Source organism: Phytopseudomonas daroniae, assembly GCF_004327285.1.
In the GTDB taxonomy this organism is placed as follows: domain Bacteria; phylum Pseudomonadota; class Gammaproteobacteria; order Pseudomonadales; family Pseudomonadaceae; genus Aquipseudomonas; species Aquipseudomonas daroniae.
In genome coordinates this window covers 1-14,887 of sequence record NZ_QJUI01000035.1, presented here as the reverse complement: position 1 = coordinate 14,887, position 14,887 = coordinate 1, and the positions used below count along the sequence as shown (strand labels likewise).

The 14,887-nt window shown below is 63.1% G+C and carries 12 protein-coding genes; all 12 read left to right on the top strand.

Annotated features, from left to right (window positions below; translation table 11 throughout):
* The first annotated feature begins 4 nt into the window (after positions 1 to 4).
* Positions 5 to 682, top strand: a complete 678-nt coding sequence (locus DNK06_RS23930) for a NuoB/complex I 20 kDa subunit family protein (protein WP_131182461.1) — start codon at positions 5 to 7, stop codon at positions 680 to 682.
* A 60-nt stretch (positions 683 to 742) separates the two neighbouring features.
* Positions 743 to 2,524 carry an NADH-quinone oxidoreductase subunit C/D gene (gene nuoC / locus DNK06_RS23925; RefSeq protein ID WP_131182460.1) on the top strand — a complete coding sequence of 594 codons (1,782 nt, stop codon included), beginning with the start codon at positions 743 to 745 and terminating at the stop codon, positions 2,522 to 2,524.
* A 9-nt stretch (positions 2,525 to 2,533) separates the two neighbouring features.
* Positions 2,534 to 3,034 (top strand): NADH-quinone oxidoreductase subunit NuoE, encoded by a 501-nt coding sequence (gene nuoE / locus DNK06_RS23920; protein ID WP_131182459.1) that lies wholly within the window; start codon positions 2,534 to 2,536, stop codon positions 3,032 to 3,034.
* Entirely contained in the window at positions 3,031 to 4,392 is a 1,362-nt protein-coding gene (gene nuoF, locus DNK06_RS23915) for an NADH-quinone oxidoreductase subunit NuoF (RefSeq protein WP_131182458.1), read from the top strand. Before nuoE ends, nuoF begins: the two co-directional genes overlap by 4 nt.
* Before the next feature lie 106 nt (positions 4,393 to 4,498).
* On the top strand, positions 4,499 to 7,243 hold the full coding sequence (gene nuoG, locus DNK06_RS23910; protein ID WP_131182457.1) for an NADH-quinone oxidoreductase subunit NuoG: 2,745 nt from the start codon (positions 4,499 to 4,501) through the stop codon (positions 7,241 to 7,243).
* The gene (gene nuoH / locus DNK06_RS23905; protein WP_131182456.1) at positions 7,240 to 8,232 is read left to right on the top strand and encodes an NADH-quinone oxidoreductase subunit NuoH; all 993 of its coding nucleotides are present in this window, start codon (positions 7,240 to 7,242) and stop codon (positions 8,230 to 8,232) included. Before nuoG ends, nuoH begins: the two co-directional genes overlap by 4 nt.
* Positions 8,233 to 8,385: 153 nt before the next feature.
* Complete coding sequence (gene nuoI / locus DNK06_RS23900; RefSeq protein WP_131182455.1) at positions 8,386 to 8,934, top strand: NADH-quinone oxidoreductase subunit NuoI; 549 nt, start codon at positions 8,386 to 8,388, stop codon at positions 8,932 to 8,934.
* Positions 8,935 to 8,980: 46 nt separating this feature from the next.
* On the top strand, positions 8,981 to 9,490 hold the full coding sequence (gene nuoJ / locus DNK06_RS23895) for an NADH-quinone oxidoreductase subunit J (protein WP_131182454.1): 510 nt from the start codon (positions 8,981 to 8,983) through the stop codon (positions 9,488 to 9,490).
* The gene (gene nuoK, locus DNK06_RS23890; protein WP_070883764.1) at positions 9,487 to 9,795 is read left to right on the top strand and encodes an NADH-quinone oxidoreductase subunit NuoK; all 309 of its coding nucleotides are present in this window, start codon (positions 9,487 to 9,489) and stop codon (positions 9,793 to 9,795) included. Before nuoJ ends, nuoK begins: the two co-directional genes overlap by 4 nt.
* The gene (gene nuoL / locus DNK06_RS23885) at positions 9,792 to 11,639 is read left to right on the top strand and encodes an NADH-quinone oxidoreductase subunit L (RefSeq protein ID WP_131182453.1); all 1,848 of its coding nucleotides are present in this window, start codon (positions 9,792 to 9,794) and stop codon (positions 11,637 to 11,639) included. Before nuoK ends, nuoL begins: the two co-directional genes overlap by 4 nt.
* 41 nt (positions 11,640 to 11,680) lie before the next feature.
* The gene (gene nuoM / locus DNK06_RS23880) at positions 11,681 to 13,210 is read left to right on the top strand and encodes an NADH-quinone oxidoreductase subunit M (protein WP_131182452.1); all 1,530 of its coding nucleotides are present in this window, start codon (positions 11,681 to 11,683) and stop codon (positions 13,208 to 13,210) included.
* Positions 13,211 to 13,243: 33 nt separating this feature from the next.
* Positions 13,244 to 14,731: an NADH-quinone oxidoreductase subunit NuoN gene (gene nuoN / locus DNK06_RS23875; RefSeq protein WP_131182476.1), complete on the top strand. Its 1,488-nt coding sequence runs from the start codon at positions 13,244 to 13,246 to the stop codon at positions 14,729 to 14,731.
* Positions 14,732 to 14,887: the final 156 nt, after the last annotated feature.

Genomic DNA, 14,887 nt, shown 5'->3' with positions numbered 1-14,887 from the left:
GGCGATGCAATACAAACTTACTCGGATCGATCCGGATGCTCCCAACGAGCAATACCCGATCGGCAAACGGGAGGTCGTTTCCGACCCGCTGCTAGAAGACGAAGTTCACAAGAACATCTACCTGGGCAAGCTCGAGGATGTTCTCAACGGTGCTGTCAACTGGGGGCGCAAGAACTCCCTGTGGCCGTACAACTTCGGTCTATCGTGTTGCTACGTGGAAATGACCACCGCCTTCACCGCCCCGCACGACGTTGCGCGCTTCGGTGCCGAGGTTATCCGGGCATCCCCGCGGCAGGCCGATTTCATGGTCATCGCCGGCACCTGCTTCATCAAGATGGCGCCCGTCATCCAGCGTCTCTATGAGCAGATGCTCGAACCCAAGTGGGTCATCTCCATGGGCTCGTGCGCCAACTCCGGCGGCATGTACGACATCTACTCGGTTGTTCAGGGTGTCGACAAGTTCCTCCCGGTCGACGTCTACATACCCGGTTGCCCGCCCCGTCCCGAGGCCTTTCTGCAAGGGCTGATGCTGCTGCAGGAATCGATCGGTCAGGAGCGCCGCCCGCTGTCCTGGGTCGTTGGCGATCAAGGCGTTTATCGCGCCGAGATGCCCTCGCAGAAAGAACAGCGTCGCGAGCAGCGCATTGCGGTTACCAACCTGCGTTCCCCTGACGAAGTCTGAGTCCCGCTTTCCCAGCAAGGCCGGATTCACTCTCTACGTTGACCGATAGCGATCGAGACCATGACTGCAGACACCACCGTGTCCATTGCGCCGTACAAGGCGGACGACCAAGACGTCGTCGTTGAGCTTCAATCCCGTTTTGGCGCCGACAGCTTCACGCTGCAGGCCACCCGCACCGGCATGCCGGTCATCTGGGTCGGCCGCGACAAGCTCGTCGAGGTGCTGCGCTTCCTGCGCCAGGCCTCGCGCCCCTACGTCATGCTGTATGACCTGCACGGCGTCGATGAGCGCCTGCGTACTCAGCGCCGCGGCCTGCCGGACGCCGATTTCACCGTGTTCTATCACCTCATGTCGCTGGAACGTAACAGCGACGTGATGATCAAGGTGGCCCTGCGTGAAGGCGACCTCAATCTGCCTTCCGTAACCGGAATCTGGCCGAACGCCAACTGGTACGAGCGCGAAGTGTGGGATCTCTACGGCATCCATTTCACCGGCCACCCGCACCTGACCCGGATCATGATGCCGCCGACCTGGGAAGGTCACCCGCTGCGCAAGGATTATCCGGCGCGCGCCACCGAATTCGATCCGTTCAGCCTGACCCTGGCCAAGCAACAGCTCGAGGAAGAAGCCGCGCGTTTCAACCCGGAAGACTGGGGCATGAAACGCCAGAGCGAGAACGAGGACTACATGTTCCTCAACCTCGGCCCCAACCACCCCTCTGCCCACGGTGCATTCCGCATCATCCTGCAGCTCGACGGTGAAGAGATCGTCGACTGCGTGCCGGAAGTCGGTTACCACCACCGCGGCGCCGAGAAGATGGCCGAGCGGCAGAGCTGGCACAGCTTCATCCCCTACACCGACCGCATCGACTACCTCGGCGGGGTGATGAACAACCTGCCGTACGTGCTCTCGGTCGAGAAGCTCGCGGGCATCAAGGTGCCGCAGAAGGTCGACACCATCCGCATCATGATGGCCGAGTTCTTCCGCATCACCAGTCACCTGCTGTTCCTGGGCACCTATATCCAGGACGTCGGCGCCATGACCCCGGTGTTCTTCACCTTCACCGACCGCCAGCGCGCCTACAAGGTGATCGAAGCCATCACCGGCTTCCGCCTGCACCCGGCCTGGTATCGCATCGGCGGTGTCGCCCACGATCTGCCGCGTGGCTGGGAGAAGCTGGTCAAGGAATTTGTCGACTGGTTGCCCAAACGCCTCGACGAGTACGAAAAGGCCGCGCTGCGCAACAGCATTCTCAAGGCCCGAACCATCGGCGTCGCGCAATACAACACCAAGGAAGCGCTGGAATGGGGCACCACCGGTGCCGGCCTGCGTTCCACTGGCTGCGATTTCGATCTGCGCAAGGCACGCCCCTACTCCGGCTACGAGAACTTCGAGTTCGAAGTGCCGTTGGCGGTCAATGGCGATGCCTATGACCGCTGCATCGTACGCGTCGAGGAAATGCGCCAGAGCATCAAGATCATCGACCAGTGCATGCGCAACATGCCGGAAGGCCCGTACAAGGCAGACCATCCGCTGACCACGCCGCCGCCGAAAGAGCGCACGCTGCAGCACATCGAAACCCTGATCACCCACTTCCTGCAGGTCTCCTGGGGCCCGGTCATGCCAGCCAACGAAAGCTTCCAGATGATCGAAGCGACCAAGGGTATCAACAGCTATTACCTGACCAGCGACGGCAGCACCATGAGCTACCGCACGCGCATCCGCACACCGAGCTTCCCGCATCTGCAGCAGATCCCTTCGGTGATCCGCGGCAGCATGGTCGCTGACCTGATCGCGTATCTGGGCAGTATCGACTTCGTTATGGCCGACGTGGACCGCTGAGGAGACCTCATGAGCAATGCAGCCCTGATTCAGACCGACCGTTTCGCCCTCAGCGAAACCGAGCGCTCGGCCATCGAGCACGAGATGCACCACTACGAGGATCCGCGGGCGGCGTCCATCGAAGCCCTGAAGATCGTGCAGAAGGCGCGCGGCTGGGTGCCGGACGGTGCCGCCGATGCCATCGGTGCGGTTCTCGGGATTCCGGCCAGCGACGTGGAGGGTGTCGCCACCTTCTATAGCCAGATTTTCCGCCAGCCCGTCGGCCGTCACATCATCCGCGTGTGCGACAGCATGACCTGCTTCATCGGTGGCCATGAAAACGTGCTCGGCAGCATCAAGTCCGAGCTGGGCATCGCGCCCGGCCAGACCACCGCTGACGGTCGCTTCACCCTGCTGCCCGTGTGCTGCCTGGGCAACTGCGACAAGGCGCCGGCGATGATGATCGACGACGAGACCTTCGGTGACGTTCACCCCGAAGGCGTCGCTCAACTGCTGGAGAATTTCCAATGATCAGCCGCAGTTCCAGCCTGCTCACCTCCTTCGGCCCGGCGAATCGCATCCCCCGCAGCGAAGAGACTCATCCGCTGACCTGGCGCCTGCGCGACGACGGGCAACCTGTCTGGCTGGAGGAGTACCGGCAGAAGAACGGTTATGCCGCCGCGCGCAAGGCACTGGCCGAGATGGCCCAGACCGACATCGTGCAGACGGTCAAGGATTCCGGCCTCAAGGGGCGCGGTGGCGCGGGCTTCCCCACTGGTGTGAAGTGGGGCCTGATGCCCAACGACGAATCCCTGAACATCCGCTATCTGTTGTGCAACGCGGACGAGATGGAGCCCAACACCTGGAAAGACCGCATGCTGATGGAACAGCTGCCACACCTTCTGGTGGAAGGCATGCTGATCAGCGCCCGGGCCTTGAAGGCCTATCGCGGCTACATATTCCTGCGCGGCGAGTACGTCGACGCCGCCGCCAACCTCAACCGGGCAATCGACGAAGCCAAAGCTGCCGGCCTGCTGGGCAAGAACATCCTCGGCAGCGGTTTCGACTTCGAACTGTTCGTGCACACCGGGGCCGGTCGCTACATCTGCGGTGAGGAAACCGCGCTGATCAACTCCCTGGAAGGCCGCCGCGCCAACCCGCGTGCCAAGCCGCCATTCCCGGCCGCCGTGGGCGTATGGGGCAAGCCGACCTGTGTCAACAACGTCGAGACCCTGTGCAACGTGCCGTCCATCGTCGCCAATGGCGTCGACTGGTACAAATCCCTGGCCCGCGAAGGCAGCGAAGACCACGGCACCAAGCTGATGGGCTTCTCCGGCAAGGTCAAGACGCCAGGCATCTGGGAGCTGCCCTTCGGTATCAGCGCCCGCGAGCTGTTCGAAGACTATGCTGGCGGCATGCGCGACGGTTACACGCTCAAGGCCTGGCAGCCAGGCGGCGCCGGCACTGGCTTCCTGCTTCCCGAGCACCTGGACGCCTCCATGTATGCCGCCGGCATCGCCAAGGTCGGCACCCGTATGGGAACCGGCCTGGCCCTGGCCGTCGACAACACCGTGAACATGGTGTCGTTGCTGCGCAACATGGAAGAGTTCTTCTCTCGCGAATCCTGCGGCTGGTGCACCCCGTGCCGTGATGGTCTGCCGTGGAGCGTGAAGATTCTGCGTGCCCTGGAATGCAAGCAGGGTAGCCGCGAGGACATCGACACCCTGCTAGGCCTGGTCAATTTCCTCGGCCCCGGCAAGACCTTCTGCGCTCACGCGCCGGGTGCCGTGGAGCCGCTGGGCAGCGCGATCAAATATTTCCGTGATGAGTTCGACGCCGGGGTAATCGCCGACTCGATCAAGCCGCCAGTGGCGGCACACGCGGTATGAACCCGATGGCTGGACAGGTGGGCGCGATGCGCCGTCCGGCCCGGATGACGACAACGAATTCCCTTAGCCCGTCCACCTTCGGGTGGGCAAACGAAGACTGAAGAAAATGGCCACTATCCACGTAGACGGCAAAGATCTCGAAGTCGATGGTGCGGACAACCTGCTGCAGGCCTGTCTGTCCCTCGGACTCGATATCCCCTACTTCTGCTGGCACCCGGCGCTCGGCAGCGTCGGCGCCTGCCGCCAGTGTGCGGTGAAGCAGTACACCGACGAAAACGACACGCGCGGCCGCCTGGTCATGTCCTGCATGACGCCGGCCACCGACAATAGCTGGATCTCCATCGACGACGAAGAGGCCGTGGCCTTTCGCAAGAGCGTCGTCGAATGGCTGATGACCAACCACCCACACGACTGCCCGGTGTGTGAGGAAGGCGGCCACTGCCACCTGCAGGACATGACGGTGATGACCGGCCACAACGCCCGTCGTTATCGCTTCACCAAGCGCACCCACCAGAACCAGGAACTCGGCCCGTTCATCGCCCATGAGATGAACCGCTGCATCGCCTGCTACCGCTGCGTGCGCTACTACAAGGACTATGCCGGCGGTACCGATCTGGGCGTCTACGGCGCCCACGACAACGTGTATTTCGGGCGTGTCGAAGACGGCACCCTGGAGAGCGAGTTCTCCGGCAACCTGGTCGAGGTCTGCCCGACCGGTGTGTTCACCGACAAGACCCACTCCGAGCGCTATAACCGCAAGTGGGACATGCAGTTCGCCCCGAGCATCTGCCATGGCTGCTCCAGCGGCTGCAACACCAGCCCGGGCGAACGCTATGGCGAAGTGCGCCGCATCGAGAACCGCTTCAACGGTTCGGTTAACGGCTACTTTCTGTGTGACCGCGGTCGCTTCGGCTATGGCTACGTCAACCGTGAAGACCGTCCGCGTCAGCCGCTGATGGTGCTCAGCAAGATGAAGATGGGCCTGGATGCCGCGCTGGATCAGGCCGCTGCGCTGCTGAAGAACCGCAAGGTGATCGGCATCGGTTCGCCGCGTGCCAGCCTGGAAAGCAACTTCGCCCTGCGCGAGCTGGTCGGCGAAGGCAACTTCTACTCCGGTATCGCTGCCGCCGAGCAGGCCAATATCCGCCTGATCCGCGACATCCTGCAGAACGGCCCGCTGCCGGTGCCGACCCTGCGCGATATCGAAAGCCATGACGCGGTGTTCGTGCTCGGTGAGGATCTGACCCAGACCGCCGCGCGCATCGCCCTGGCCCTGCGCCAGTCGGTCAAGGGCAAGGCCACCGAGATCGCCGCCGGTGCGAAGATTCAGGATTGGCACATGGCAGCAGTGCAGAACGTCGCCCAGAATGCCCTCAATCCACTGTTCATCGCCAGCGTTACCGCCACCCGCCTGGATGACGTCGCCGAGCAGTGCGTGCACGCCGCTCCGGACGACCTGGCCCGTATCGGTTTTGCCGTGGCCCACGCCATCGACCCGAGCGCCCCGGCCGTCAGCGGCCTGGAAAGCGAAGCGGCGGAGTTGGTGCAGCGCATCGCCAAGGCGCTGCTGAACGCCAAGCGGCCGCTGATCGTCTCCGGCTCGTCCCTGGGCAGCAAAGCCCTGATCGAGGCAGCGGCGAACATTGCCAGCGCCCTGAAGAATCGCGAGAAGAATGGCTCCATCAGCCTGGTGGTACCGGAAGCCAACAGCATGGGCCTGTCCCTGCTGATGGGTGAAAACTTCTCCGGCCATAGCCTGGACGAAGCCCTTGAGGCCCTGACTTCCGGCCAGGCCGATGCCCTTGTGGTACTGGAGAATGACCTCTATCGCCGTGCTGATGCCAGCAAGGTGGATACCGCCTTCGCCGCCACCAAGGTGGTGATAGTCGCTGACCATCAGAACACCGCAACCAGCGCCAAGGCGCACCTGTTGCTGCCGGCCGCCAGCTTCGCCGAGGGCGATGGCACTCTGGTCAGCCAGGAAGGCCGCGCCCAGCGTTTCTTCCAGGTCTACGACCCCGCCTATTACGACGCCAAGGTGCTGGTGCGCGAGGGCTGGCGCTGGCTGCACGCGCTGCACAGCACGCTGCAGGGGCGCCCCGTCGACTGGACGCAACTGGATCATGTCACTGCCGCCTGCGCCGCCAGCAGCGCACAGTTGGCCGGCATCCGTGATGCCGCGCCGAGCGCCTCGTTCCGTATCAAGGGCATGAAGCTGGCCCGCGAACCGCACCGTTACAGCGGCCGTACCGCCATGCGCGCCAATATCAACGTGCACGAGCCGCGTGTATCCCAGGACATCGACAGTGCCTTCTCCTTCTCCATGGAAGGTTATTCCGGCAGCAAGGAGGCACGCCAGCAGATCCCCTTCGCCTGGTCGCCGGGCTGGAACTCGCCACAAGCCTGGAACAAGTTCCAGGACGAAGTCGGTGGTCACCTGCGGGCCGGGGATCCGGGCGTTCGCCTGATCGAAGCCAAGGGCGAAAGCCTGGGCTGGTTCTCCGCTCCTGCGCCGTTCAATCCGGCCCAGGGCACCTGGCAGATCGTCTCGCTGCATCATCTGTTCGGCAGCGATGAGATGGCTTCGCGTGCCGAACCGATCGCCGAGCGCATGCCGGCTGCCTATGCCGCGCTGTGCAAGGATGAAGCCGATCGCCTCGGTGTCAACGATGGCGCCCTGCTCGACCTGCAGGTCAACGGTCAGGCCTTGCGTCTGCCGCTGCGCGTCATTGATGAGCTGGGTGTCGGCCTGATCGGCTTGCCAGTCGGCCTGCCGGGCATTCCGCCAGCGCTTGCTGGTGCTGCGGTTACTGCGCTCTCCATTACAGGCAGTGGGGAGGCCGCGCAATGAGCTGGCTGACTCCACAACTGCTCGACATCATCCAGGAAGTGCTCAAGGCCGTCGTCATCCTGCTTGCCGTGGTGGTGTGCGGCGCGCTGCTGAGCTTCGTCGAGCGGCGTCTGCTCGGCTGGTGGCAGGATCGCTACGGTCCCAACCGGGTTGGTCCGTTCGGCATGTTCCAGATCGCTGCGGACATGCTGAAGATGTTCTTCAAGGAGGACTGGACGCCGCCCTTCGCCGACAAGGTGATCTTCACCCTGGCCCCGGTGATCGCCATGGCCGCGATGCTGATGGCCTTCGCGATCATTCCGATCACTCCCAACTGGGGCGTGGCGGATCTGAACATCGGCATCCTGTTCTTCTTCGCCATGGCGGGTCTGTCGGTGTACGCCGTGCTGTTCGCCGGCTGGTCGAGCAACAACAAGTTCGCCCTGCTCGGCGCCTTGCGCGCCTCGGCGCAGACGGTGTCCTACGAAGTATTCCTGGCCCTGGCGCTGATGGGCATCGTCGCCCAGGTCGGCTCGTTCAACATGCGCGATATCGTCGACTACCAGGCCGAGAACCTGTGGTTCATCATTCCGCAGTTCTTCGGCTTCTGTACCTTCTTCATCGCCGGCGTCGCCGTGACCCACCGTCACCCCTTCGACCAGCCGGAAGCGGAGCAGGAACTGGCCGACGGCTACCACATCGAATACGCCGGCATGAAATGGGGCATGTTCTTCGTCGGTGAATACATCGGCATCGTGACCATTTCCGCCCTGCTGGTGACCCTGTTCTTCGGCGGCTGGCACGGCCCGTTCGGCATCCTGCCGCAAATCCCGTTCATCTGGTTCGCGCTCAAGACCTGCTTCTTCATCATGATCTTCATTCTGTTGCGCGCCTCCATCCCGCGCCCACGGTATGACCAGGTCATGGCCTTCAGCTGGAAGTTCTGTCTGCCGCTGACCCTGATCAACCTGCTGGTGACCGGCGCAGTCGTGCTGGCCGCGGCCCAGTAAGGGGGTATTTACAAAGCAGCGAGCGAAGGTCAGGCAAGGCGAAGTCAGTCGAAAAAGCGGAGTGTACGAGCAGTACATGAGCATTTTGAGACGGATTTCAACGCGGCATGACCGAGCGCAGCAATTTGTAGATGCCCTCTTAGGAGAGAGACGATGTTCAAATACATTTGGGACGTACTGGTCGGTACCGCGACCCAATTGCGCAGCCTGGTCATGGTCTTCGGCCATGGCTTCCGCAAACGCGACACCCTGCAATACCCGGAGGAGCCGGTGTACCTGCCGCCGCGCTACCGCGGGCGCATCGTGCTGACTCGCGACCCCGACGGCGAGGAGCGCTGCGTGGCCTGCAACCTGTGCGCGGTGGCCTGCCCGGTGGGCTGCATCTCGCTGCAGAAGGCCGAGAGCGAGGATGGTCGCTGGTATCCGGACTTCTTCCGTATCAACTTCTCGCGCTGCATCTTCTGCGGTCTGTGCGAGGAAGCCTGCCCGACCACCGCGATCCAGCTCACCCCGGATTTCGAGATGGGCGAGTTCAAGCGTCAGGATCTGGTCTACGAGAAGGAAGATCTACTGATCTCCGGCCCCGGCAAGAACCCGGACTACAACTTCTATCGCGTGGCCGGCATGGCCATCGCCGGCAAGCCCAAAGGCGCCGCGCAGGATGAAGCCGAGCCGATCAACGTCAAGGGGCTGCTGCCATGATCCGTCTCATCCTCCCGTCCGCCATTCGTTCGTCGAGGCCATGACCATGGAATTCGCCTTCTACTTCTCCGCGGGGGTCGCGGTTGCCTCGACCCTGGGCGTGATCACCAGCAAGAACCCGGTGCACGCCCTGCTCTACCTGATCATTTCCCTGCTCGCCGTTTCCATGGTGTTCTTCAGCCTCGGCGCGCCGTTCGCCGGCGCACTGGAAATCATCGTTTACGCCGGCGCCATCATGGTGCTGTTCGTCTTCGTGGTGATGATGCTCAACCTCGGCCCGGCCTCCGTACAGCAGGAACGCACCTGGCTGACCCCGGGCATCTGGATCGGCCCGGCGCTGCTTTGCGCCGTATTGCTGGGGCAGTTGCTGTACGTGCTGTTCGCCGTACCGAGCGGTGTCACCATCGGCCACACCACGGTCGATGCCAAAGCCGTGGGCATTCATCTGTTCGGCCCTTATCTGCTGGCCGTGGAGCTGGCTTCCATGCTGCTGCTCGCCGCGCTGGTCGCCGCCTATCACCTGGGCCGCAACGACATCAAGGACGCTACGCCATGAACGGTATTCCAATGGAGCACGGCCTGGCGCTGGCCGGCGTGCTGTTCAGTCTCGGTCTGGTCGGTCTGATGGTGCGTCGCAACATCCTGTTCGTGCTGATGAGTCTGGAAGTGATGATGAACGCCGCCGCCCTGGCCTTCGTCGTGGCGGGTGCACGCTGGGGCCAGGCTGACGGGCAGATCATGTTCATTCTGATCATCGCCCTGGCGGCTGCCGAAGCGAGCATCGGCCTGGCGATCCTGCTGCAGCTGTATCGCCGCTTCCACACCCTCGATATCGACGCAGCCAGCGAGATGCGCGGATGAACTTCTTATTCCTGACGTTACTGTTTCCTCTGCTTGGCTGGTTGATCCTGGCCTTCTCCCGCGGCCGTCTGAGCGAAGGTAGCGCGGCACTGATCGGCGTCGGTTCGGTCGGCCTGTCGGCACTGACCACCGCCTGGATCATGTGGCAGTTCAATACCGCGCCACCGGCAGGCGGCGTCTACACCCAGACCCTCTGGCAGTGGATGAGCGTCGAGGGTCTGGCGCCGAGCTTCACGTTGTACCTGGACGGTCTGTCGCTGACCATGCTCGGTGTGGTGACCGGTGTGGGCTTCCTGATCCATATGTTCGCCAGTTGGTACATGCGTGGTGAAGAGGGTTACTCGCGTTTCCTCTCCTACACCAATCTGTTCATCTTCAGCATGTTGCTGCTGGTGCTGGGCGACAACCTGATGACCCTGTTCTTCGGCTGGGAAGGCGTGGGCCTGTGTTCGTACCTGCTGATCGGCTTCTACTACAAGCACGTGCCCAACGGTAACGCGGCACTGAAAGCCTTCATCGTCACCCGCATCGGCGACGTGTTCCTGATGATTGGCCTGTTCCTGCTGTTCCTCAACCTCGGCACCCTGAACATTCAGGAGTTGATGGTGCTGGCACCGCAGAAATACGCGGCAGGCGACACCTGGCTGTGGCTGGCGACTCTGATGCTGCTCGGCGGCGCAGTCGGCAAATCGGCCCAGCTGCCGCTGCAGACCTGGCTGGCCGACGCCATGGCCGGCCCTACACCGGTATCGGCACTGATCCACGCCGCGACCATGGTCACTGCGGGTGTCTACCTGATCGCGCGTACCAACGGCCTGTTCCTGCTGACCCCGGAGATTCTCCACCTGGTCGGCATCGTCGGTGGCGTGACGTTGGTGCTGGCGGGCTTCGCGGCATTGGTGCAGACCGACATCAAGCGCATCCTCGCCTACTCGACCATGAGCCAGATCGGCTACATGTTCCTTGCCCTTGGCGTGGGTGCCTGGGACGCGGCGATCTTCCACCTGATGACCCACGCCTTCTTCAAGGCGCTGCTGTTCCTCGCTTCCGGCTCGGTGATCCATGCCTGCCATCACGAGCAGAACATCTTCAAGATGGGCGGCCTGTGGAAGAAGCTGCCGCTGGCCTACGCCAGTTTCATCGTCGGCGGCTCGGCCCTGGCGGCGCTGCCGCTGATCACCGTGGGCTTCTATTCCAAGGACGAGATCCTCTGGGAAGCCTTCGCCAGCGGTAGCTCCGGTCTGCTCTACGCCGGCCTGCTGGGCGCCTTCATGACCTCGATCTACACTTTCCGGCTGATCTTCATCGCCTTCCATGGCGAGCAGAAGACCGAAGCCCATGCCGGCCATGGCATCGCTCACAACCTGCCACTGATCGTGCTGATCGTGTTGTCGACCTTCATCGGCGCCTGGATCACCCCGCCGCTGGCTGGCGTGTTGCCGCAGAGCGCCGGACACGCCGGTGGCGAGGCCAAGCACAGCCTGGAAATCGTCTCGGCCTGCATCGCCCTGGCCGGCATCCTGCTGGCGGCCATGCTGTTCCTCGGCAGACGCAGCTTCGCTACCGCGGTCGCCAACAGCGCGCCGGGGCGTTTCCTGTCGGCCTGGTGGTTCGCTGCCTGGGGCTTCGACTGGCTCTACGACAAAATTTTCGTGCAGCCCTACCTGTTCCTCTGCCGCCTGCTCGCCCATGACCCCATCGATGGTGCCATCGCCATCATCCCGCGCCTGGCGCGTGGTGGTCATAGTGTCCTGAGCCGCAGCGAGACCGGACATCTGCGCTGGTACGCCATCTCCATCGCCGGGGGCGCCGTGCTGGTGCTCGCCGCCGTGCTGATGGCCTGACCGATGATCCCGCATACTTTTTCTAAGGAATCCCGTCCGTCATGATTCTGCCTTGGCTAATCCTGATTCCCTTCATCGGCGGCCTGTTGTGCTGGCAAGGCGAGCGTTTCGGCGCCACCCTGCCGCGCTGGATCGCGCTGCTGACCATGTCTCTGCTGTTCGGCCTCGGCCTGTGGCTGTGGGGCACCGGCGACTTCAGCCTGGCTCCCGCTCCGGGTGCCGAGCCGCGCTGGGCCCACGAGTTCCAGGTGCGCTGGATCGAGCGTTTCGGTATCAGCATCCACCTGGCGATGGACGGCCTGTCGGTGCTGATGGTGAGCCTCACCGGTCTGCTCGGTGTGCTCTCGGTGCTCTGCTCATGGAGCGAGATCCACAACCGTGTCGGGTTCTTCCACCTCAACCTGATGTGGATCCTCGGCGGCGTGGTCGGCGTGTTCCTGGCCATCGACCTGTTCCTGTTCTTCTTCTTCTGGGAAATGATGCTGGTGCCGATGTATTTCCTCATCGCGCTCTGGGGTCATAGCGGCAGCCCTGGCAAGAGCCGCATCACCGCGGCCACCAAGTTCTTCATCTTCACCCAGGCCAGCGGTCTGGTGATGCTGGTGGCGATCCTCGGCCTGGTATTCGTGCACTTCAACCAGACCGGCGTGCTGACCTTCAACTATGCAGACCTGCTCAAGACCCAGCTGTCGGAAAGCACCGAGTACCTGCTGATGCTCGGCTTCTTCATCGCCTTCGCGGTGAAGTTCCCGGTAGTGCCCTTCCACTCCTGGCTGCCGGACGCTCACGCTCAGGCGCCAACCGCCGGCTCCGTGGATCTGGCCGGTATCCTGCTGAAAACCGCGGCCTACGGCTTGCTGCGCTTCGCTCTGCCGCTATTCCCCAATGCGTCGGCAGAGTTCGCGCCCATCGCCATGTGCCTGGGCGTGTTCGCGATCATCTACGGTGCGCTGCTGTCCTTCGCGCAGACCGACATCAAGCGCCTGGTGGCTTATTCCAGCGTGTCGCATATGGGTTTCGTGCTGATCGCCATCTATTCCGGCAGCCAGATCGCCCTGCAGGGCGCGGTGGTGCAGATGATGGCTCACGGCCTGTCGGCTGCCGCGCTGTTCATCCTCTGCGGCCAGTTGTACGAACGCCTGCACACCCGTGACATGCGCGAGATGGGCGGCATCTGGGCGCGCATGTCCTGGCTGCCGGCATTGAGCCTGTTCTTCGCAGCCGCCGCACTGGGCCTGCCGGGCACCGGCAACTTCGTCGGCGAGTTCCTGATCCTGATCGGCAGCTTCCCGACCGCCCCCTGGATCACCGTGATCGCGGCTACCGGCCTGGTACTGGGCTCGGTGTATTCGCTGATCATGATCCACCGCGCGCACTTCGGCCCGGTCAAGAACGACAGTCCGCTGCCGGGCCTGCAATTTCGTGAACTGAGCATGGTGCTGTGCCTGGCCGTGCTGCTGATCCTGCTCGGTGTTTACCCGCAGCCGGTGCTCGACACCTCCGCCGCCAGCATGCAAGGCGTGCAGCAGTGGTTCAGCGGCGCCCTCAATCAACTCGCTTCGGGCCGATAGGGTAAGGGTTCAAATTTTATGGAACATCACGCTGTGGAATTCACCACCCAACACCTGATCGCCCTGCTACCGCTGCTGGTCACCTGCGCCACCGTGGTCGTGGTGATGCTGGCCATCGCCTGGAAGCGCAACCACGAGATGACCTTCATCCTCTCGGTGCTGGGCCTCAATCTGGCCCTGCTGTCGCTGTTACCGACCCTCGGCGTCACCCCGCTGCAGGTCACGCCGCTGATGCAGATCGACACCTTCGCCTGCTACTACATGGCGCTGGTACTGATCGCGACGCTGGCCTGTGTGACCCTGACCCACGCCTACCTGGGCGAGGCGACGGTCAGCGACGGGCAGACCAAGGGCTACCCGCGTAATCGCGAGGAAATGTACCTGCTGCTGTTGCTCTCCGCAGCAGGCGGCCTGGTGCTGGTCAGCACCGAGCACCTGGCGGGCCTGTTCATCGGTCTGGAGCTGCTCTCGGTGCCGACCTACGGGATGATCGCCTACGCCTATTTCAACAAGCGCTCCCTGGAAGCCGGTATCAAGTACATGGTGCTGTCGGCGGCAGGCAGTGCCTTCCTGCTGTTCGGCATGGCGCTGCTGTATGCCGACGCCGGTAGCCTGAGCTTCGCCGAAATCGGTGCCAGCCTGGCCAACGCCAGCGGTAGCCAGTTGGTGCAGATCGGTATCGGCATGATGCTTATCGGCCTGGCGTTCAAGCTGTCCATGGTGCCGTTCCACCTGTGGACACCGGACGTCTACGAAGGCGCCCCGGCGCCAGTCGCCGCGTTCCTGGCCACGGCCAGCAAGGTGGCGGTGTTCGCCGTGCTGCTGCGTCTCTATCAGCTCTCCCCGGCTACCGCCGGCGGCTGGCTGAACGACCTGCTGACGGTCATCGCCATCGCCTCGATTCTGTTCGGCAACCTACTGGCCCTGGTGCAGAACAACCTCAAGCGCCTGCTCGGTTATTCGTCCATCGCCCACTTCGGTTATCTGCTGGTGGCGCTGATCGCCAGCAAGGGCCTGGCCGTGGAAGCCATCGGCGTGTACATGGCCACCTACGTGCTGACCAGCCTGGGCGCGTTCGGCGTGATCACCCTGATGTCCACGCCCTACAACGGCCGCGACGCCGATGCGCTGTACGAATACCGAGGCCTGTTCTGGCGTCGCCCGTACCTGACCGCCGTGCTCACGGTGATGATGCTGTCGCTGGCCGGCATTCCGCTGACCGCAGGCTTCATCGGCAAGTTCTACGTCATCGCCGCCGGCGTGCAGGCACAATTGTGGTGGCTGATCGGCGCGCTGATTCTGGGCAGTGCCATCGCGGTTTTCTACTACCTGCGGGTGATGGTCACGCTGTTCCTGGTCGAGCCCAATCTGCATCGCCACGACGCCCAGTTCAACTGGGGCCAGCGGGCCGGTGGCATCATGCTGATCCTGGTGACCATTCTGGCCTTCATCCTCGGCGTCTACCCGCAGCCGCTGCTGGATCTGGTGCAGCAAGCAGGCCTGGTCGCCGCCGTACGCTGATCCGCTGCGTAACGAAAAACGGCTGCCCTGCAGAGCGTGTGAAAACCCGCTGATGTAGGTATTGGCACCCGGCAAACGCCCTGACATCGTTCGGGGCGTTTTCTTTTGTGCGATTCAGAAGGTCACCACCGGACTTTTCAGGCGAGCAGCTCGATC